13 protein-coding genes and 4 pseudogenes are annotated in these 20,436 nt (G+C 71.8%); 11 read left to right on the forward strand and 6 right to left on the reverse strand.

What is annotated here, in order from left to right:
* Positions 1-10 precede the first annotated feature (10 nt).
* From ACIRNI_RS02690 to ACIRNI_RS02705, 4 genes and pseudogenes are all read left to right on the forward strand, one after another.
* A complete protein-coding gene (locus ACIRNI_RS02690) occupies positions 11-1,429 on the forward strand; it encodes an NAD(P)/FAD-dependent oxidoreductase (protein WP_403547647.1) in 1,419 nt (472 codons plus the stop codon).
* A gap of 125 nt (positions 1,430-1,554) precedes the next feature.
* Positions 1,555-2,040 (forward strand): hypothetical protein, encoded by a 486-nt coding sequence (locus tag ACIRNI_RS02695; protein ID WP_403547649.1) that lies wholly within the window; start codon positions 1,555-1,557, stop codon positions 2,038-2,040.
* A 148-nt stretch (positions 2,041-2,188) separates the two neighbouring features.
* Positions 2,189-2,792 (forward strand): annotated as a pseudogene (locus tag ACIRNI_RS02700) (HD domain-containing protein); the annotation flags it as partial.
* Positions 2,793-2,801: 9 nt separating this feature from the next.
* Positions 2,802-3,496: pseudogene (locus tag ACIRNI_RS02705) on the forward strand (aminoglycoside N(3)-acetyltransferase).
* A gap of 55 nt (positions 3,497-3,551) precedes the next feature.
* On the opposite strand, the gene ACIRNI_RS02710 reads toward ACIRNI_RS02705, so the two are convergent.
* The 5 genes and pseudogenes from ACIRNI_RS02710 to gabT form a co-directional block, all read right to left on the reverse strand.
* Positions 3,552-4,091, reverse strand: a complete 540-nt coding sequence (locus ACIRNI_RS02710; protein ID WP_403547651.1) for a phosphatase PAP2 family protein — start codon at positions 4,089-4,091, stop codon at positions 3,552-3,554.
* A 133-nt stretch (positions 4,092-4,224) separates the two neighbouring features.
* Positions 4,225-6,009, reverse strand: coding sequence for a DUF262 domain-containing protein (locus ACIRNI_RS02715; protein WP_403547653.1), 1,785 nt, complete (start codon positions 6,007-6,009; stop codon positions 4,225-4,227).
* A gap of 234 nt (positions 6,010-6,243) precedes the next feature.
* Positions 6,244-6,463: pseudogene (locus tag ACIRNI_RS02720) on the reverse strand (IS5/IS1182 family transposase); the annotation flags it as partial.
* A 72-nt stretch (positions 6,464-6,535) separates the two neighbouring features.
* A pseudogene (locus tag ACIRNI_RS02725) lies at positions 6,536-6,799 on the reverse strand (phosphoesterase); the annotation flags it as partial.
* Positions 6,800-6,901: 102 nt separating this feature from the next.
* On the reverse strand, positions 6,902-8,236 hold the full coding sequence (gene gabT, locus ACIRNI_RS02730) for a 4-aminobutyrate--2-oxoglutarate transaminase (RefSeq protein WP_403547654.1): 1,335 nt from the start codon (positions 8,234-8,236) through the stop codon (positions 6,902-6,904).
* A gap of 272 nt (positions 8,237-8,508) precedes the next feature.
* Between gabT and ACIRNI_RS02735 the strand changes: the two genes are divergently transcribed.
* Positions 8,509-10,617 carry an ATP-binding protein gene (locus ACIRNI_RS02735; RefSeq protein WP_403547801.1) on the forward strand — a complete coding sequence of 703 codons (2,109 nt, stop codon included), beginning with the start codon at positions 8,509-8,511 and terminating at the stop codon, positions 10,615-10,617.
* Positions 10,618-10,726: 109 nt separating this feature from the next.
* Entirely contained in the window at positions 10,727-12,289 is a 1,563-nt protein-coding gene (locus tag ACIRNI_RS02740; protein ID WP_403547656.1) for a PucR family transcriptional regulator, read from the forward strand.
* A 4-nt stretch (positions 12,290-12,293) separates the two neighbouring features.
* Here ACIRNI_RS02740 and ACIRNI_RS02745 read toward each other — a convergent pair whose 3' ends face one another.
* Positions 12,294-13,760 carry an MFS transporter gene (locus tag ACIRNI_RS02745; RefSeq protein WP_403547658.1) on the reverse strand — a complete coding sequence of 489 codons (1,467 nt, stop codon included), beginning with the start codon at positions 13,758-13,760 and terminating at the stop codon, positions 12,294-12,296.
* Positions 13,761-13,894: 134 nt separating this feature from the next.
* On the opposite strand from ACIRNI_RS02745, the gene ACIRNI_RS02750 reads away from it, so the two are divergent.
* The 5 genes from ACIRNI_RS02750 (at position 13,895) to ACIRNI_RS02770 (ending at position 20,429) form a co-directional block, all read left to right on the forward strand.
* Positions 13,895-14,872, forward strand: coding sequence for a LysR family transcriptional regulator (locus ACIRNI_RS02750; RefSeq protein ID WP_403547660.1), 978 nt, complete (start codon positions 13,895-13,897; stop codon positions 14,870-14,872).
* A 10-nt stretch (positions 14,873-14,882) separates the two neighbouring features.
* Positions 14,883-15,929, forward strand: a complete 1,047-nt coding sequence (locus tag ACIRNI_RS02755; RefSeq protein WP_403547662.1) for an EamA family transporter — start codon at positions 14,883-14,885, stop codon at positions 15,927-15,929.
* A 116-nt stretch (positions 15,930-16,045) separates the two neighbouring features.
* Positions 16,046-17,488, forward strand: coding sequence for an aldehyde dehydrogenase family protein (locus tag ACIRNI_RS02760; protein ID WP_403547664.1), 1,443 nt, complete (start codon positions 16,046-16,048; stop codon positions 17,486-17,488).
* A gap of 152 nt (positions 17,489-17,640) precedes the next feature.
* Positions 17,641-19,578, forward strand: coding sequence for an acyl-CoA dehydrogenase family protein (locus ACIRNI_RS02765; RefSeq protein ID WP_403547665.1), 1,938 nt, complete (start codon positions 17,641-17,643; stop codon positions 19,576-19,578).
* Positions 19,579-19,670: 92 nt separating this feature from the next.
* Positions 19,671-20,429, forward strand: coding sequence for a hypothetical protein (locus ACIRNI_RS02770; RefSeq protein ID WP_403547667.1), 759 nt, complete (start codon positions 19,671-19,673; stop codon positions 20,427-20,429).
* Positions 20,430-20,436 lie beyond the last annotated feature (7 nt).

The following is a 20,436-nucleotide window of genomic DNA, read 5'->3' on the forward strand; positions in this document are numbered from 1 at the left end:
GTTGGAAACCATGGCCCCAGCTGCCATGCGTACCGCTGCACAATCACTCTCGGACGCCCAGCCCGTCCCCTTCTGGCTGGAAGACCCCGGCAAGCCCGCCCCGCAGCCCGCGCTCACCCGCACCGACCACTGCGACCTGCTGGTCGTGGGCGGCGGCTACAGCGGCCTGTGGACCGCGCTCCTCGCCAAGGAGCGCGACCCCAAGCGGGATGTCGTCCTCATCGAGGGCCGGGAGGCGGGCTGGGCCGCCTCCGGCCGCAACGGCGGCTTCTGCGCCGCCTCCCTCACCCACGGCTTCGGCAACGGACTGGCCCGCTGGCCGGACGAGCTGGTCACACTCGAGCAGCTGGGCGAGAGGAACCTGGACGCGATCGAGGCCGCCGTCGCCGCGTACGGCATCGACTGCGACTTCGAGCGCAGCGGCGAGATCGACGTCGCCACCGAGCCGCACCAGCTCGCCGAGCTGACGGAGACGTACGAGACGGCCGCCCGCCTCGGCCTCGCCGACGAGCTGGAGATCCTCGACCGCGACGCCGTCCGCGCCCAGGTGAACTCCCCGACCTTCCTCGGCGGCCTGTGGGACCGGCGCGGCGTCGCCATGCTCAACCCGGCGAAGCTCGCGTGGGGCCTCAAGCAGGCCTGCCTGGAGCAGGGCGTCCGCGTCTACGAGAACACCCGGGGCCTCGACCTGGTCCGCGCGGGCGGCGGCATGGCCGTCCGCACACCGTACGGCAAGGTCCTCGCGCGGCAGGTCGCGCTCGGCACCAACGTCTTCCCGTCGCTCGTCAAGCGTGTGCGCGCGTACACCGTCCCCGTCTACGACTACGCCCTGATGTCCGAGCCGCTCAGCGACGAGCAGCTGGAGTCCATCGGCTGGAAGAACCGCCAGGGGCTGGGGGACAGCGCCAACCAGTTCCACTACTTCCGGCTCAGCGCCGACAACCGCGTCCTGTGGGGCGGCTACGACGCCGTCTACCCCTTCGGCGGGCGGCTGCGCACCGAGCTGGACCACCGCCCCGAGACGTACCTGACCCTCGCCGAGCACTTCTTCCGCTGCTTCCCGCAGCTGGAGGGCGTCCGCTTCACCCACGCGTGGGGCGGCGCCATCGACACCTGCTCGCGCTTCTCCGCCTTCTTCGGCACGGCCCACGCCGGTCGCGTCGCCTACGCGGCGGGCTTCACGGGCCTGGGCGTGGGCGCGACGCGCTTCGGCGCGGAGGTCATGCTCGACCTGCTCTCGGGCGAGCGCACCGAGCGCACGGAGCTGGAGATGGTCCGCTCCAAGCCACTGCCCTTCCCGCCGGAGCCGATCGCCTGGGCGGGCATCGGCCTGACCAAGTGGTCCCTGGCCCGGGCCGACGCGAACGGCGGCCGGCGCAACCTGTGGCTGCGGACGATGGACCGGCTGGGGCTGGGCTTCGACAGCTGAGGGCACGATCCCTGCTGCGAGCAACCCGCCCAACCCGCGTAATGATCCGGGTGCACCCGCCTCTCTGACGTGTGAACGCACTGCCCGGCAGGGCAGTCACAGGCACGACAGGGAGGCTGGGGACGATGACCGGTTCGGGGGCTTCGGGGGCTTCGGGTGGCAAGGGCGCGGTGGAGTGGCTGGTGTCGGCGGCGCCGGACCCCGCCGCGTGCAGGTGGGAGTGGGAGCGCAGCCCCGCGGGGGTGGTGCTGCTCCCGGCCGGGCGGCGCTGGGACGTTCTGATCGTCCCCGGTGAACTCGGCTACCCGACCCTCGACGTGCTCTCCCGGCTCGTCGACCGCCCCGGCCCGGTCCTCACCGACTTCGGCGACGCCCGCATGGGCTTCTTCGTCCCGCCGGGCACGGCCGCCCGCTGGGTCGGCACCGGCATGCGCGTCGCCGGGCGCGGCACCTGGCTCGTCGTCCCGTACCCCTGCCCGGGCCGGGCGACCGGCGGCACGCGCTGGCTGGTCCGGCCCGACGGCGCGGGGACCCTGACGGACCCGGCCCTGCTGGAGCTGGCGCTGCACGAGGCGGCGGGGCAGCTGGCGAGGCAACGGCACGGGACGTGACCGCGGGACGGTACGACACCGGCGGAGCGCGGCGACCTGACGAAGTGGTGTTCCGGGGCGGCGGCGCCGTACGCGCCGCCCCGACTGTCCTCGCTGCGCGGGCCGAACCGCAGCCGCGGCCCGTCCTCTTCTCTTCAGGGAGCCCCGCATGACCATCGCCGACATCGCGATTCCCGACAGTGCCCTGGCCAAGGAGGCCACGGAGCTCGTAAGCGACACCGCCGACGAGCTGATCTACCACCACTCGCGCCGCGTCTACCTCTTCGGCGCGCTCCAGGGCCGCACCGCGGACTGGTCTTCGACCCGGAGCTGCTCTACGTGGGCGCCATGTTCCACGACCTCGGCCTCACCGAGGCGCACCGCGGATCCACCCGCCGCTTCGAGATCGACGGCGCCGAGGATAGCCGGGCGTTCCTGCTCTCGCACGGAGTGCCCGAGGAGAGCGCCCGCGTGGTGTGGGAGGCCATCGCCCTGCACACCACGCCGGAGATCCCCGCGTACATGGCCCCCGAGATCGCCCTGGTGACGGCGGGCGTCGAGCTCGACGTCCTGGGCATCGGCTACGACGACGTCTCCGACGAGCAGCGGGCCGCGGTCGTCGCCGCGCACCCGCGGCCCGATTCAAGCGCCGCATCCTCGAGGCCTGCAACGACGGCATCGCGCACCGCCCCCACACCACCTTCGGCAACGTCAAGGCCGATGTGCTGGAGCGCTACACCGAGGGCTACGTCTGCCCCGACTTCGTCGAGGTGCCTCTCGACATGGCCCGGCTGCGGGCGGAGTTCCAGGCCCTGGGCCTTCCCAGGGGAGCCGTCGTGATCGTGCACTCGTCCCTGTCGGCGTTCGGCAGGGTGGAGGGCGGGGCGCGGACCGTGCTCGACGCGCTGCGCGGCTGCGTCGGCGACTCCGGCACCGTCGTCGTGCCCGCCCTTCACGCCCCAGGTCGCCGACCCCGCACCGCACGCTCCCGACCCGTTCGCCCCCGAGGTCGAGGACGCCCGACGCGCAGTGCCGGACTTCCACGACGCGCTGCCCACCCCGATGGACGCCCTCCCCAACGCGCTACTGCCCCACCCCGACCGGCTGCGCGGCGCCCACCCCCAGGCCTCCGTGGCCGCCATCGGGCCGCACGCCCGTACCCTCACAGAGGGCCTGCCCCTCGCGTACGCCCTCGGCGAGGGCTCCTCCTTCGCCCGGCTGTACGAACGCGGGTCACATCCTCCTCCTCGGCGTCGGCCACAACCGGAACACGTTCCTGCACTACGCCGAGTCGCTGGTCCCGCACCACCGGCGCAAGTTGCGCCGCTTCCCGTACGCGCTCGGCGGGCAGCGGGTCTGGGTCGAGGCGCCGGACGTGGGCGGCGGCAACGGCACCTTCTTCCTCCGCCTGGGCGCCGAGGCCCGCGCCGCCGGGCTGATCCGCCCCGCACGATCGGGGCGGCGCACTGCGAGCTGATGGAGCGCGTGCCGTTCGTCGACCACACGGCCAAGCGCCTGGCGCAGCTGCTGGCTCAGCGGCGGGCGGCGTAGCCCACGCTCAGCAGCACCGGCCCGAACAGGCACGCACTGCCCAGTACGTCCAGCGGCCAGTGGTAGCCGCGCAGCACCAGCCCGATGCCCGTCGCCATGGTCAGCAGGACGGCGACGGGCATCAGCCGCCGCCGGTGCAGCACCAGCGCCGCGCCGCCGTACGCCACCAGCGCCGTCGCCGTGTGTCCGGACGGGTAGTACCCGGTCTCGGCGGTCAGCGGCCCCACCCGGTCGACGAGCACCTTCAGCGGCACCACCACGGCGGGTACCAGCCCCATCGCGAGCCCCGCGTACAGCGCCGCGCACCGACGGCCGCGCCACACCGCGTACGCGAGGGCGGCGGCGAGGACGGGCAGGGCGACCTGGAGGTTGCCGAGGTCCGCGAGCAACTCGGCGAGCGGCGCGGGCCCGCGCCCGGCGAGGGCCCGCCCGGCGCGCTCGTCCAGCCGGGCGAGCGTCCCGTGGACGGCGACCTGCCAGGTGACGACCGCGAACAGCGCCACGGGGACGACTCCGATCAAAACGGCAAGTTGCCGACCCGGTGACGTAGACATGAGCCACAGCCTGACAGGTACGGATGCCCGCGAGCACCCGAAGGGTCCCGACGTCGGTGACCGCTCGTATCCAGGCTCGGCCCAGCCGTCAATTGGCGCGTTATCGCGCAAACCTCTTGGACGCTGCCAGGGCCTCGCTGGTGGTCATTTTCCTCAGATCCTCGCCGTCGCGAGTGAAGTAATCATTGTCGTAGCTGGACAGATCTCTCTGCGCGGGAATGCGGACCACGATGTAGGACCGGCCAGAGAATGAGATCGTGTCGACATTTGCCACGATGGAACTTTTGAGTGGCTCACTGATGGGTGCGGTCTGAATCGCCCTGATGATGTGACGTGCGTAGTCGCTGAGCTCCAATCCCAGCGCTGTGCATTCACGGTCTACGCCGACCAGCATCTGTTTGGCGATTTTAAGAGGAGCCACACCATCTAGTTCCTGGATGCGCTTTGCGTCCTTCTCCGAGTCGGCGATCCCAAAAATCACATAACCGTCGGATTCGGGGCCTGTGTTCGCGATGGCCGACATGATCTTCGGGACCTTCTGAAGGAGGGACTGGTTGATGGTCCGCCTTTCTCCCAGCGAGGCGATTCCCTGCTTGAACTCGTATCGAGCACTCTCGATGGGGGCACGCCTGATCAGGTTGGGGAACTCGATCTCCATGGCGGGTCCATGGGTAAGTGTGCCCTTTGGTGACGTGGTGAAGTGCTTCTCGATCAACCCCCGGACGATATCGATGTTGGCCTGCCGTTGTTCCTCTGTTGTGGTGTTTCGGCTGGGGGTGAGCTTTTCGGAAACCTTTCGGATTGCTGCGAAGGCAGAGCGCGGATCCGTGAGTTCCTTACCGTGTCGAACCATGAGGTCGAAGAAAGCCATAAAGACCGCGTAAAACGGTGTCTTGGCAGACGTGAAGCCACTCGTGCTGACATGCGATCGAAATGACCCGGTGACGCCCGGCTTGGTGGAGTCAACCATTGTCTTCATCGCGCCCAGCACGATCTTAACGTCCTCCGCCAGCTTGTCAGCGCCATATGCGCTGAGATCGATGGCCAGGGACTTGCTTTCCGGTGTGTCGAGGTCGAAATACTTGTCGAGCACGTCTGAACTGACACTGAAAGTGTTGCCGCGAACCACAGAGATGCAGATGTCCGCCAGAAGCTGCTCGTCTTCGCTCTGCTGAAGCTGGCGAGTGCTCAGGATGCCAAGGCTGCACCAAAAGGTTTCCTCTGCTGCAATTCCATAGCCAAGTCTCTCCCGAGCCGAATCGATTGATACAACCGGCATTTTGGTCAACGGGAGAATGTCGGGCGATCCATCGTAACGAAAATCGGAGGCGAGCTTCCTGACCATGCGCACGAAGTCGCTTACGACACCCGCCTGCCGCTTCTCCTGGGCGCTGAGCTGTCGTCCGCCAGAGTTGATGCGGCGAAATACCTCCGTGACCTGAGTTTCCTCCCGTGAGCCAAAAATCGTAACGGCGAGCTGATAGTCCAGTAGATCGGCACACTCGGCGGCAGAAATTAGGGTTGGGTGGCCCGGTTCTTTGTCGAATGCCCCGGATTCGGCAAGTTGGCGCGCCCGTGAGAACTCGGCCAGGTCAAAATACGCTCTGTTGCCATCGCTTGAGCGGATGCCGTAACGCTGCTCAATGAAGCCGAAAATGGCATCGAGGCGCTGCATTCCGTCGATAATCTCGTAATTCTGGTCGGCGGTCTCGGCCAGCAAGAAGAGAGGAATGGGGAATCCTCGAAGAATGCTGTCGATGAGGTGAACCTTCTCTTCGACGCCCCAGACAAGTTTACGCTGATAGTTGCGGTTAACCGTAAGCTTTTCGCTTCGATACAGGCTGTATGCCTCTTGAATCGACATTCCGCGGGGTGTGATGGACATGGCACCTCAGATGATCGGGTGTACGGGGAACTCGGATCTTCGCGCCTGTTCGCCGCCCCGGCTCGCCAATGGTTGGATCTGGGGGGATCTGTTTGACTTTGCTTGGCAAGAGGAGGCGGGCAAGTGCCCGCTGGTCAGTATGTCCAGTGGCGAGGGGTAGCCGCGCACCAAGCAGCGCAATGACCCTGGCCGCCATCGGCAGGAGGGCGACAGGCGGCAGCCATCTCCGTTACCGAGGTGGTGGGGGCGGACGATGCCGAGCATGGCGTGGTGGATGCCGTCGCCTTTCAGGCGGCAGTCGCGGAGGATCTTGCAGCCTTTCCAGGCGGGCGGCTCGGCCTGGCCGCGTTGGCGGCGGTGCGGGATGATCAGGCCGGTTCCCCGGTTAGCCGCCGTCGGCGATCACCGTGGTCCGTCCGGCGGCTGCCTTGGCTCCGGACAGTTCCCATGCCTTGAGATGTACGGCAAGGACGGCACACGGTTCGACTGGTACATCCGGGACCTACGCGTCGCCACCCGATGACGACCAGGTAGTTACGGGACGCCCCTTGGAGAGGACGACCGCGAACAGCACCAGGGCCGCCGCGGGGAGAAAAGCCGGCCGCCCCGGAACAGGGGGGGTTGTTCCGGGGCGGCCGCCGTGACCGGTGCGCCGCACGCCCCGGGGGGTATGGGGCGGGCGACTGTCCGATCGGTGAGGAGTTCCGGAGCCGAAGGCTCCGGGGGTGTGCGCGAAGGCACGACCAGGACGGGGCTGGGGAGGCTCCGGCCTGGAAGGTGTCTCTCTCATCTGCGAAAACCGTACGGCAGACAAGCGGGGGGCCGACAGCGGGATCTCCATCCCGCCATCGGCCCCCCACAACCTCTTCACACGTGCGTCCGCACGCGTGCGTCAGACGCGCGCGAACGCGGCCTCGATGACGTCCAGGCCCTCGTTCAGCAGGTCCTCGCCGATGACCAGCGGCGGCAGGAAGCGCAGCACGTTGCCGTAGGTGCCGCAGGTCAGGACCAGCACGCCCTCGGCGTGGCAGGCCTTCGCCAGCGCGCCGGCGGCCTCCGGGTTCGGCTCCTTGGTCGCCGGGTCCTTGACGAGCTCGATGGCGATCATGGCGCCGCGGCCACGGATGTCGCCGATGATCTCGTACTTCTCCTGCATGGCGGAGAGGCGGCCCTTCATGACCTCCTCGATGCGCTTCGCCTTGCCGTTGAGGTCAAGCTCCTTCATCGTCTCGATGGCGCCGAGCGCACCGGCGCAGGCCACCGGGTTGCCGCCGTAGGTGCCGCCGAGGCCGCCGCCGTGGACGGAGTCCATGATCTCGGCGCGGCCGGTGACGGCGGCGAGCGGCAGACCGCCCGCGATGCCCTTGGCGGTCGTGATCAGGTCCGGGACGATGCCCTCGTCCTCACACGCGAACCACTGGCCGGTGCGGCAGAAGCCGGACTGGATCTCGTCCGCGACGAAGACGATGCCGTTGTCGTTGGCGAACTTCACGATCGCCGGGAGGAAGCCCTTGGCCGGCTCGATGAAGCCGCCCTCGCCGAGCACCGGCTCGATGATGATCGCGGCGACGTTCTCGGCGCCGATCTGCTTGGTGATCTGGTCGATCGCCTGCGCGGCGGCCTCGGGGCCGCAGTTCTCAGGCCCGGTCGGCCAGCGGTAGCCGTACGCCACCGGCACGCGGTAGACCTCGGGGGCGAACGGGCCGAAGCCGTGCTTGTACGGCATGTTCTTGGCGGTCAGCGCCATCGTCAGGTTCGTGCGGCCGTGGTAGCCGTGGTCGAAGACGACGACGGCCTGGCGCTTGGTGTACGAACGGGCGATCTTGACCGCGTTCTCGACGGCCTCGGCACCGCTGTTGAACAGCGCGGACTTCTTGGCGTGGTCGCCCGGGGTCAGCTCGGCGAGCGCCTCGCAGACCTCGACGTAGCCCTCGTACGGCGTGACCATGAAGCAGGTGTGCGTGAACTGCTCCAGCTGGGCGCTCGCACGCCGCACGACCGCCTCGGCGGAGGCGCCGACGGACGTCACGGCGATGCCGGAACCGAAGTCGATCAGGCTGTTGCCGTCGACGTCCTCGATGACGCCGCCACCGGCGCGGGTGGTGAACACCGGCAGCACGGAGCCCACGCCGCCCGCGACCGCGGACAGACGGCGGGCCTGAAGCTCCTGCGACTTCGGGCCGGGGATGGCGGTGACGACGCGGCGCTCCTGCGGGATTTCGGTCATGCGGGGCTCCTGGGATGGGGTCTTTCGGACGCTATTGCTCTTTCTTCCGCAGGCTAGGCGTGGAGGAAGGGTGGAGGCATGCGCCGTTAGGGAGTGATGAAGGGCGTGTCCTTGTCCGCGGCGGACATAGAACCGTCGATCCACGTCCCGGGAGGGGCCCGCGCACTAGATTGACGGGTGCACAGACGCGCGCGACCCGGCTGGTCAGGGGGCAGGGGCTCATGGACACCGACGGTACGTACGGCACGTACGGAACGCAGGGGGCGGAGGGGATGCAGGGGACACGGGGTACGCAAGGGGCGCAGGGCGCGCACGGGACGTACAGCGCACCAGGCAGGGACGGCGCACCCGGCCGGGACGGCGCACCCGCCGTGCCCCCGCCGGCGCACCCGCCGCGGCCCGCGCACCCGCCCGCCGCGCCCACCGGCGGCGGCACGGGCGGCATCGTCCCGTGGCTGCGCACCCCTCGGCCCGACGCCGAGCCCGGAGTGTGGCGGTTCGGACACCGGCCCCGGCCGCAGGAGGAGCCCGAGGCCGTACCGGCCCGGCGCCTCTTCGCCGGCGCGCTCATCGCGCTGCTCAGCGGCTGGCTCCTGTGGTCGCTGCTGTGGAACAACTACCTCGGCGACTACTGGCTCTGGCCCCTGTACCTGCTCACCCCCGACGCCTGGCGCGGCACCATGGCCTTCGTGGTGGCCTGGTACGTCTACGTGGGCGTCGTCGCCGCCGGCCTCCTCGTCTTCTTCGCGCGCGTCGGCCACGTCCCCGAGATCTGGCGCCGGTACGTCCGCAAGAAGGACACCCCGCCGCCGCCCCCGCCCCCCGAGGCCGACCCCGCCGACTGGCCCGAGCTGCGGGCCGCCGGGCTCGCCGACGTCGCCGCGCGGCTCGCCGACGCCACCCGCTCGGGCGCCCTCGGCGACGTGGACTACGCCCGCATCCGGCGCGCCTGGCAGGGCGTACGGACGCGTCCGGAGCGGCTCGCCGCCTTCGCCGACGCGGTACGGGCCCAGGGCGCCGCCGCCTGCGCGCACCCCTCGGGCGTGCGGGACCTGCCCGTCCGGACCGCCGTGCACGACCTGGCCACCGGGCAGGTGCGGATCGGCACCGCCGCCGACCACCCGCGCAACCCCTACGCGCGGCGGACGACCGGGGTCGCGCTGGAGCCCGAGGTGCTCGGCACCTCGCTGATCGCGGTCGGGCCCGCCGGGTCCGGCAAGACCGTCCGGGTGATCCGGCCGGTGGTGGAGTCCCTGTGCCTCCAGGCCCTCGCCAACCGCGCCGCCGTCGTCGCCGTCACCGCCCAGGGCGCCGCGCTGGCGCCGGACGCGGCCTTCGACGTCGTCGTACGCGTCGGGCGCCCGGACTCCACGCACGACCTGGACCTGTACGGCGGCGCCGACGACCCCGACGAGGCCGCCCGCATGCTCGCCGAGGCGCTCGTCGGCGACCTCGTACCGGACAGCCGCCGGGCGGCGACGGCGCTCGCCCAGCTCATCGGGCCGTACCGCGCCGCGTACGGCCACTTCCCGGCGGTGCCGGAGCTGCGCGAGCTGCTCGGCGGATCGCCCGAGGCGCTGGCCGGGCTGCGCGCGGCCGTCGCCGGCGACCCGGCGCAGCTGCGGGAGCTCGACGCCCGCGCGCGCCAGGCGGAGCGGGGCGACGACATCGGGGTGCTGCTCGCGGAGCGGATCGCGTTCCTGGACCGGCCCGCGTTCGCCCGGTTCTTCGGCGGGGGCGGCAACCCGGCCTTCTCCCTGCGGGCGATCGAGCACCCGCTGCGCGTCCGCGTCGACCTGCCCGAGCGCGGGCACGCCGAGGCCTCCCGGATCGTGGCGCGGCTGCTGCTCGCGCAGTTCACGGACGCGGCGCTCGCGCGTGGCGACCGGTCGCTCTTCGCCTGCCTGGTGCTGGACGACGCCACGTACACCGTCACCGCCGACTCCGTACGCGCCGTCCAGCGGCTGCGCTCGGCCCACGCCGGTGTCGTCCTGGCGCTGCGCACCCTGGAGGACGTGCCGGAGGCGCTGCGCGGCCCGCTGCTGGGCGCGGTGGGGTGCCGGATGGCGTTCGCGGGGCTCGCCGCCTGGGACGGAGGGCGGTTCGCGGAGACCTGGGGCACCGAGTGGGTGCAGACCCGGGACGTGACCAACCGGCAGATCATCGCCGAGGAACCGCTCACCAAGGCGCTGCACTTCCTGCGCCGCCTGGTGACCGGCAAGGCCGCGACGGCCGAGGCGATCACGGTGCGCGAGGTGGAGCGGCAGCGCTGGTCCGCCTCGGACCTCGCCCACGGGGTGCCGCCCGGGCATGCCGTACTGTCCCTGACGGGCGTCCGAGGGGAGTACACCCCTCCGCTTCTGGTCGATCTGCGCACGTAAGACGCTTGTCATACGTGCTGGCAGAATTGAAGGGAGCCGTTCATACGGGACGGCGAAATTCTCTCCTCGTCCCCCCCTCCTCCCTCCCCGAAAGTCCGACGGTTCCGCCATGCCGCTCACGCTCGCCTCGCTCGTCCAGCACTCGGCGCTGAAGCTCACCGTCCGCGCCGGGGAGGACCGCCTCGACACGCCCGTCCGCTGGGCGCACGTCAGCGAGCTCGCCGACCCCGTCCCGTACATGGAGGGCGGCGAGCTGCTCCTGGTCACCGCGATGAAGCTGGACGCCGAGAACCGCGAGGCCATGGGCCGCTACGTGAAGCGGCTGGCCGACGCGGGTGTGGTGGGCCTCGGCTTCGCGGTCGGCGTCAACTACGACCAGATCCCCGACGCGCTGCTGGAAGCGGCGCACGAGGCCGACCTGCCCCTGCTGGAGGTGCCGCGCCGCACGCCGTTCCTCGCCATCTCCAAGGCGGTGTCGGCGGCCCTCGCGGCCGACCAGTACCGGGCCGTGACGGCCGGCTTCGAGGCCCAGCGCGAGATGACGCGGGCCGCGCTCGCGGAGGGCCCCGGGGCGGTCGTGGCGCGGCTCGCCTCGCACGTCGACGGCTGGGCCGCGCTGTACGACGCCTCCGGCCAGGTCCTCGCGGCGGCGCCCGACTGGGCCGCGCGCCGCGCGGCCCGCCTGACCTCCGACGTCGAGCGGCTGCGGGAGCGGGCGGCCCCGGCGAGCGCGGTCGTCGGCGGCACCGACGACCGGGTGGAGCTCCAGTCGCTCGGGTCGGGGCGGCGCGTACGCGGCGCCCTGGCCGTCGGCACGGGCGCGCCGCTCGGTACGGCGGAGCGGTACGCCGTCCACTCCGCCATCGCCCTGCTCACCCTCACCACGGAACGGTCCCGCTCCCTCCAGGCCGCCGAGCAGCGGCTCGGCGCCGCCGTGCTGCGGATGATGCTCGCGGGGCAGCCGGACCACGCCCGGGCGGTGGCGGGCGACCTGTACGGCGGGCTGCTCGACGCCCCCTTCCGGCTGCTGATCGCCGAGCCGGCCGGCGACCGCGACCCGGGCGCGGAGCCCGCGCTCACCACCCTCGCCGAGACCCTGGAGACGGCCGCCGCCCGCACCGGCGAGACGGTGCTGACGGTGCCGGAGGGCGAGGAGCGGCTCGTGGTGCTCGCGGCCGACGGAGGAGCGGTGGCCGCGGCGTGCGACGGGTACACCGAGAAGGAGGCGGAGGAGGCCGGGCTCGTGATCGGCCTGTCCGCCCCGACGGGCCCGACCGCCGCCGCCTCCGCCTACAAGCAGTCCGAGCAGGCCCTCTCGGTGGCCCGCCGCCGCGGCCGGGCGCTCGTCGAGCACGAGGAGCTCGCCGCCGGCTCGGTGCTGCCGCTGCTGGCCGACGACGCCGTACGCGCCTTCGCCGACGGCCTGCTCCGCGCGCTGCACGACCACGACGCGACCGGCCGCGGCGACCTGGTCGCCTCGCTGCGCGCCTGGCTCTCCCGCCACGGCCAGTGGGACGCGGCGGCGGCGGACCTCGGCGTCCACCGCCACACGCTGCGCTACCGCATGCGCCGCGTCGAGGAGATCCTGGGCCGCTCCCTGGACGACCCGGACGCGCGCATGGAGCTGTGGCTCGCCCTCAAGGCGACGGGCGAGACGCCGTCGCCCCGCTGACGCCTCACCGAACCGCAGTCGGCTCTGCGACGTCCGCCCGGGCCTCGGCCTCCCGCGCGTCCCGCGCCCGGGTGCGCAGCCCGAACGCGCCGACCACCACCGCCGCGAGCGCCGCGGCGAGCGGCACCCACAGCGCCGCCCGGTAGCCGTCGAGCAGGGCCCCCGGCGTACCCGCGTCCCCGGTCGCGGCGTCGTTGACCGCGGCCGCGGCGGACAGTCCGAGCGCCGCGCCGAACTGGAACGACGTGTACAGCAGCCCCCCGGCCAGGCCCTGCTCCTCCTCGTCGACCCCTTCGGTGGCGACGATGGTCAGGGGACCGTACGCCAGCGAGAACGCGAGCCCGAGGACGATCATGCTCGGGAACATCGCGAGGTACGTCCAGTCCGCGCCGACCGGCAGGAACAGGGCGTACGACAGCGCGGCCAGCAGCAGCCCGCCGAAGATGACCCGGCCGTTGCCGAAGCGGTTCACCAGCCGCGGCGTGAGCGTGGGCGACAGGATCGCGTCGATCCCGATGGCGATCATCGCGAAGCTCGTCTGGAGCGTCGACCAGCCGCGCAGCTCCTGGAGGTAGAGCACCACCAGGAACTGGAAGCCGAAGAAACCGGCGGCGAAGAGCAGCCCGGCGAGGTTCGCCCGCACCAGCGGCCCGGACCGCAGGATGCCCAGCCGCACCAGTGGCGCCGAGGAGCGGCGTTCCACGGCCACGAAGACCGCCAGGCAGGCGAGGCCCGCGCCCAGGATCGCCGGCGTCCCGCCGAGCCCGCCGTGCGCGGCCCGCTCCACGCCCAGCACCAGCAGCACGATCGCGGCGGTGATGCTGACCGCCCCCGCCAGGTCCACGCCCTGTCCGGCCCGGTCGGGGCGCGGTGACTTCGGTACGAAGAGGAGGGCGCCGAGCAGGATGACGGCACTCAGGGCGACGGGCGCGAAGAACACCCACCGCCAGCCGGCCGCCGTGAGCAGGCCGCCGGCCACCAGCCCGAGGGAGAAGCCGCCGGCCGCCGTACCGGAGTAGACGAGCAGCGCCTTGTTGCGGCGCGGCCCCTCCTCGAAGTGGGTGGTGATGATCGACAGGCCCGCCGGGGTCATGAACGCGGCGGCCACCCCGGTGACGAACCGCGCGGTGACCAGCGTCCAGCCCTCGGTGGCGAAGCCGCCGAGCCCGGAGAAGAGGAGGAAGACGGTCAGCCAGAAGACGAACATCCGGCGGCGGCCGAAGAGGTCCGCGGCCCGGCCGCCCAGCAGCATGAAGCCGCCGTAGCCGAGGACGTACGCGCTCATGACCCACTGCAACGCGCCGGTGGACAGGTCCAGATCGGCGCGGATGGCGGGCAGGGCCACGTTGAGCATGGCCACGTCGATGCCTTCGAGGAAGATCGCGCCGCACAGGACGAGGAGCATGCCCCGCTCGCGTGGCCGCAGCCTCGGCGTACTCGTCTCCGTCGCCTGCGTCATCTGCGTATTCATGGAAGTCCCTTGGAGAAGTGGGGAGTTGGTTGCCCCACCACCCTCGGCGGGCCGGTCCGGGGGAACAACGGCGAAGAACGCGACGTTCGTTCAGTCACGCTTACCGATCGAGGCTCACGCCAGGGGAGAGGTCCGTGGAACGCGACGAGTTGGAGTGCTTCCTGATCCTGGCCGAGGAGCTGCACTTCGGCCGTACGGCGGACCGCATGCGGCTGTCCCGGGCCCGGATCAGCCAGCTCGTGCAGCGGCTGGAGCGCCGCGTCGGCGCGCCGCTCTTCGTCCGCACCAGCCGCCGCGTCGCCCTCACCGAGCTCGGCCGGCGGCTGCGCGACGACATCGCGCCCCACCACCACGCCATCGAGGAGGCCATGGCCCGCGCCACCGCCGAGGCGCGCGGCGTCACGGGAGTGCTGTACGCCGGGTTCTCCACGCCGCTGGCGGGGGAGTTGGTGATGCGCACGGTCGAGGCCCTGCGCGTGCGCCACCCCCGGCTGGCCGTCGAGATCTGCGAGGTGCCGCTCGCCGACCCGTACGGCAAGCTGCGCGGCGGGGAGTTCGACGTCCAGCTCACCGAACTCCCCGTGCGCGAGGACGACCTGGCCGCGAGCCCCGCCCTGCTGTCGGACGCGCGGGTGCTGGCCGTCCCCTCCGGCCACCCGCTCGCGGCGCGCGCGTCGGTGGCGTACGAGGACCTGGCCGGCCTGCCGCTGCTCACCATCGACGGCGATCTCCCGCCCTACCGCCGGGAGCTCCACAGCCCGGCGCGCACGCCCGGCGGCCGCCCGATCGGCCGGGGCCCCGCCGTGACCAACCTCCAGGAGGCGCTGACGATGGTCGCCGGCGGCAGGGGCGGCCTGCTCGCCGCCGCGCACCTCGCCACGTACCACGCGTGGCCCGGCGTCACCTATGTGCCGCTCGCGGGGGCCGCTCCCCTCGGCTACGGCCTGGTGTGGCGTGCCGCGCACGCGACCGCCGCGGTGCGTGAGTTCGTCCGTACCGCCCGTGAGCTGGTGACCGTGCGGCAGCCCGCAAGCCGCGAGAAGGTGGCCAATTCTCGTTCTGCTGCCCGGAATCGGGCAGATTTCTTGATGTCGGGTGCCGGAAATCCATAATCTCCAGTGCATGACAAGCCCCGCCGTCGACCCGGCCGCCGCAGGCACCACCACACCCCCACCCCCGCCCGCGACCCCTTCCCCCGCCCGCCGCCGCATCAGCGGCGCCGTCTGGGCAGCGCTCGGGATCGTGTACGTCGTGTGGGGGTCGACCTACCTCGGCATCCGGGTCGTCGTCGAGACCATGCCCCCGTTCCTCTCCGCCGGCGCCCGGTTCGTCGTCGCCGGAGCGCTGCTCGCCGCGCTGCTCGCCTGGCGGCACGGCATCGGCGTACTGAAGGTGACCCGCGCGCAGCTCGCCTCCACCGCCGTCGTCGGACTGCTGCTGATCCTCGGCGGCAACGGCCTCGTCGTCCTCGCCGAGACCTCCGTGCCCTCCGGCCTCGCCGCGCTCCTCATCGCCGTCGTCCCCGCCTGGGTCGTCGTGCTGCGTACCGCGGCCGGCGAGCGGCCCGGCCTCGGCGCGTACGCGGGGGTGCTCCTCGGCCTCGCCGGGCTCGCGATCCTCACGCTCCCCGGCCTCAGCGGCGACGTGCGCATCGCCGGCGTGCTCACGGTGATCGTGGCCACCGTCATGTGGTCCGTCGGCTCCTTCTCGTCGTCGCGCCTGCCCATGCCGAAGAACCCCTTCGCCACCAGCGCGTACGAGATGGTCGTCGGCGGCCTCGGCTGCCTCGCGCTCGGGCTCGTCCGCGGCGAGCAGCGGGGCCTGGACGTGACCGCCTTCTCGGCACGCTCCTGGACCGCGCTCGCCTACCTCGTCCTCTTCGGGTCGCTGCTGGCGTTCACCGCGTACGCCTGGCTCCTGCACACCGCCCCGCTGTCGCTCGTCGCGACGTACGCGTACGTCAACCCCGTCGTGGCCGTCGCCCTCGGCGCACTGCTCCTCGACGAGGCGGTGACCTGGCCCATCGCCCTGGGCGGCGCCATCGTCGTGGCGGGTGTGTGCCTGATCGTCAGCACGGAGCGACGCTCGGAAGCCAGCCCGGAAAGCAGCCCGGAAAGCCCCGAGAGTCGCCCCGAGATCCGGTCGGAACATACGGAACGGCGAAACTGACGTCCCGCACCACTCCACCCCGGACAAACCACCGCCCGCCCGCCCGGCCCTACCGTGTGAACAGAACAGCAGGACCCCCCATCCTCCGCACAGCTTCGAAAGGGCCGGGATCGCACATGACTGCCACCGCCTTCTGGCTCGCCGGCCGCCAGGCCACCGGCGAGACGACCTTCGACGTCACCTCCCCGTGGGACGGCCGCCTCGTCGGCCAGGTCAGCGTTCCCACCGAGGCCCAGGTCGAAGAGGCCGTGGCCGCCGCGCACGCGGTCGTCGACGAGTTCGCCGCGACCCCCGCCCACGTCCGCGCCGCTGCCCTGGACCACGTGTCCAAGCGCCTCGCCGAGCGCACCGAGGAGATCGCCCAGCTGATCTCCGCCGAGAACGGCAAGCCGATCAAGTGGGCCCGCGGCGAGGTCGGCCGCGCCGTGTCCGTGTTCCGCTTCGCCGCGGAGGAGGCTCGCCGCTTCAACGGCGGCGAGGCCCAGCGCCTCGACACCGACGGCGGTGGCGTCGGCCGCCTGGCGCTCACCCGCCGCTTCCCCAAGGGCGTCGTCCTCGGCATCGCGCCGTTCAACTTCCCGCTGAACCTGTGCGCCCACAAGGTCGCCCCGGCCATCGCCGTCGGCGCCCCCATCATCCTCAAGCCCGCCCCGGCCACCCCGCTCTCCGGCCTCATCCTGGGCGAGCTGCTCGCCGAGACGGACCTGCCGGCCGGCTCCTGGTCGGTCCTGCCCGTCCTGAACGAGGCGATGCCCGCCCTGGTCAAGGACGAGCGCCTGCCGGTGATCTCCTTCACCGGCTCCGACAAGGTCGGTTACGCCATCCAGGAGTCGGTGCCGCACAAGCACTGCACCCTGGAGCTCGGCGGCAACGCCGCGGCCGTCGTTCTCGCCGACTGGGCCTCCGAGGAGGACCTGGACTGGGCGGCGACCCGCATCGCCACCTTCTCGAACTACCAGGGCGGCCAGTCCTGCATCTCCGTGCAGCGCGTGATCGCCGACGCGTCGGTCTACGACCGGCTCGTCCCGAAGATCGTCGCCGCCGTCGAGGCGCAGGGCACCGGCGACCCGTCCGACGACACCACCGACGTCGGCCCGCTGGTCAGCGAGGACGCCGCCAAGCGCGTCGAGTCCTGGGTCGACGAGGCCGTCAAGGGCGGCGCCACGCTGCTCACCGGCGGCAAGCGCGAGGGCGCGACCTACGCCCCGACCGTCCTCGCCGACCTGCCCGCCGATGCCACCCTCGCCTGCGAGGAGGTCTTCGGCCCGGTCCTGACCCTGCACAAGGTCGACGGCGAGGCCGCCGCCTTCGCCGAGGTCAACAACTCCAAGTTCGGCCTCCAGACCGGCGTCTTCACGCACGACCTGCAGACCGCCTTCCGCGCCCACCGCGCGCTGGAGGTCGGCGGCGTGGTCGTCGGCGACGTCCCGTCCTACCGCGCCGACCAGATGCCGTACGGCGGCGTCAAGCAGTCGGGTGTCGGCCGCGAGGGTGTGCGGTACGCGATGGACGACTACACGTACGAGCGCGTCCTGGTCCTCACGGGCCTGGCGCTGTAACCCGTACGGCCCAGACCGGCGGCCGGAGCCCACTGTGCGGGGGCTCCGGCCGCCTTTTCGTATGTGCCGGAATCGGGTAGATACGGTCGAGTAACCGGTCGGCCTGAGCACCGGCCGGCCGCCCCCGACGGAAGCGGCGAGGTGAGCCCACCATGTCCGGCCCCCACCACCAGCCCAAGGTCTCCGAACGCGAAGCCCGCGAGGTCGCCGAGGCAGCCCGCGAACAGGACTGGCGCAAGCCCAGCTTCGCCAAGGAGCTGTTCCTCGGCCGCTTCCGGCTCGACCTCATCCATCCGCACCCGCTCCCGCCGGACGAGGACGTGCAGCGCGGCGAGCAGTTCCTCGCCAAGCTGCGCGACTTCTGCGAGACGAAGATCGACGGCGCGCTGATCGAGCGCGAGGCCCGCATCCCCGACGCCGTGATCGACGGGCTCAAGGAGCTCGGCGCCCTCGGCATGAAGATCGACCCCAAGTACGGCGGCCTCGGCCTCACCCAGGTGTACTACAACAAGGCCCTGGCCCTGGTCGGCTCCGTGAGCCCCGCCGTCGGCGCCCTGCTCTCCGCCCATCAGTCGATCGGCGTACCGCAGCCGCTGAAGATCTTCGGCACGACCGAGCAGAAGGAGACCTTCCTCCCGAGGCTCGCCCGCACCGACATCTCCGCCTTCCTCCTCACCGAGCCAGACGTCGGCTCCGACCCCGCCCGCCTGGCCACCACCGCCGTCCCCGACGGCGACGAGTACGTCCTGGACGGCGTGAAGCTGTGGACCACGAACGGCGTCGTCGCCGACCTGCTCGTGGTCATGGCCCGCGTACCGAAGTCCGAGGGCCACAAGGGCGGCATCACCGCCTTCGTCGTCGAGGCCCAGTCGCCCGGCATCACCGTCGAGAACCGCAACGCCTTCATGGGCCTGCGCGGCCTGGAGAACGGCGTCACCCGCTTCCACCAGGTCCGCGTCCCCGCCGCCAACCGCATCGGCCCCGAGGGTGCCGGCCTCAAGATCGCGCTGACCACCCTCAACACCGGGCGCCTCTCGCTGCCCGCGATGTGCGTGGGCGCCGGCAAGTGGTGCCTGAAGATCGCCCGCGAGTGGTCGGGCGTCCGCGAGCAGTGGGGCAAGCCCGTCGCCCTCCACGAAGCGGTCGGCTCGAAGATCTCCTTCATCGCCGCCACCACCTTCGCCCTCGAAGCCGTCGTCGACCTCTCCAGCCAGATGGCCGACGAGGACCGCAACGACATCCGCATCGAGGCGGCCCTCGCCAAGCTGTACGGCTCCGAGATGGCCTGGCTCATGGCCGACGAACTGGTCCAGATCCGCGGCGGCCGCGGCTTCGAGACCGCCGACTCCCTCGCCGCCCGCGGCGAGCGGCCCGTCCCGGCCGAGCAGCTCCTGCGCGACCTGCGCATCAACCGCATCTTCGAGGGCTCGACCGAGATCATGCACCTGCTCATCGCCCGCGAGGCCGTCGACGCCCACCTCGCGGTCGCCGGCGACATCATCGACCCGGACAAGACGCTGGGCGACAAGGCGAAGGCAGGCGTCCAGGCGGGCGCCTTCTACGCCCGCTGGCTGCCGAAGCTCGTCGCCGGGCCCGGCCAGCTGCCGCGCTCGTACGCCGAGTTCCACCCCTCCGGACACCCGGACCTCGCTACCCACCTGCGCTACGTCGAGCGCACCTCCCGCAAGCTGGCCCGCTCCACCTTCTACGCCATGTCCCGCTGGCAGGGCCGCATGGAGACCAAGCAGGGCTTCCTCTCCCGGATCGTCGACATCGGCGCCGAGCTCTTCGCCATGAGCGCCGCGTGCGTCCGGGCGGAGCTGCTGCGCTCCACCGACGAGCACGGCCGCGAGGCGTACCAGCTCGCGGACGCCTTCTGCCGCCAGTCCCGCATCCGCGTCGAGGAGCTCTTCGGCCGGCTGTGGCACAACACCGACGACCTGGACCGCACGGTGGTCAGGGGCGTGCTGTCGGGCACGTACACCTGGCTGGAGGAGGGCGTCCTCGACCCCAGCGGCGACGGCCCCTGGATCGCCGACGCGACCCCCGGCCCGTCGACCAGGGAGAACGTCCACCGGCCCATCCGTTGACACCGTTTCCGCCCGTCCCACCCGCCCCGGTACGTCCAGCCCTCATAATCGAGCCGCGATCACCACGATCTCGACGACGAACGGGAGCACGGATGTACGGGGCGGGAAAGCGGTACGGACGGAGCGGGCGCCTCGCCGCCGCGCTCGGCGGCATGCTCCTGCTGGCCGCGTGCAGCGCGGAGCGGCCCGACGCCCCGGACGACGACCCCAAGGCCAAGCCCTCCGCGAGCGACGCGAAGGGACCGGCGCCCCTCACCGAGGCCCGGCTGACCGCCGCTGCCTTCGCCGCGGACGAGAAGGCCGGCTCGTACACCACGAGCCCCTACGGCGTCGGTGAAGCGCCCTTCAGCGACAGCTACACCGCCGCCCCGGCCGTCTGCCAGCCGCTGGTCAGCCTCGCCAAGGGCGCCACGGCCCACGACCCGGTCGCCGAGGTCCACCGCGATCTGGACCGCGACAGCGAGCTCCGCTCCGTCAACGTCACCGTCCAGCTCCGCTCGTACGCGGGGAAGGACGCCACCGCCGTCATGGCCGCCCTCGCCAAGGCGGGCACCGCCTGCGCGGCCGGCTTCACCGAGGACCGGGCCCTCACCCAGGCGCGCTACCTGAAGGTGGAGCCGGTGAAGGCGCCCGCCGTCGGCGACGAGGCGAAGGCGTTCCGCTTCACCATCCAGGACGTCAAGAACAAGGACCTCAGGCTGTACGAGTACCTCACGGTCCTCCGCTCCGGTTCCACCACGCTCTCCTTCCGCGCCGACGTCCTCGACACCAAGGACTTCGGCGGTGTCCCCCAGGAGGTCGTCACCGCCCAGTGGGAGAAGTTCCGGGCGGCCACGGGCGGCGGCGCGTAGGCCCGGT

The organism is Streptomyces sp. NPDC093546 (assembly GCF_044765045.1).
In the GTDB taxonomy this organism is placed as follows: Bacteria; Actinomycetota; Actinomycetes; order Streptomycetales; family Streptomycetaceae; genus Streptomyces.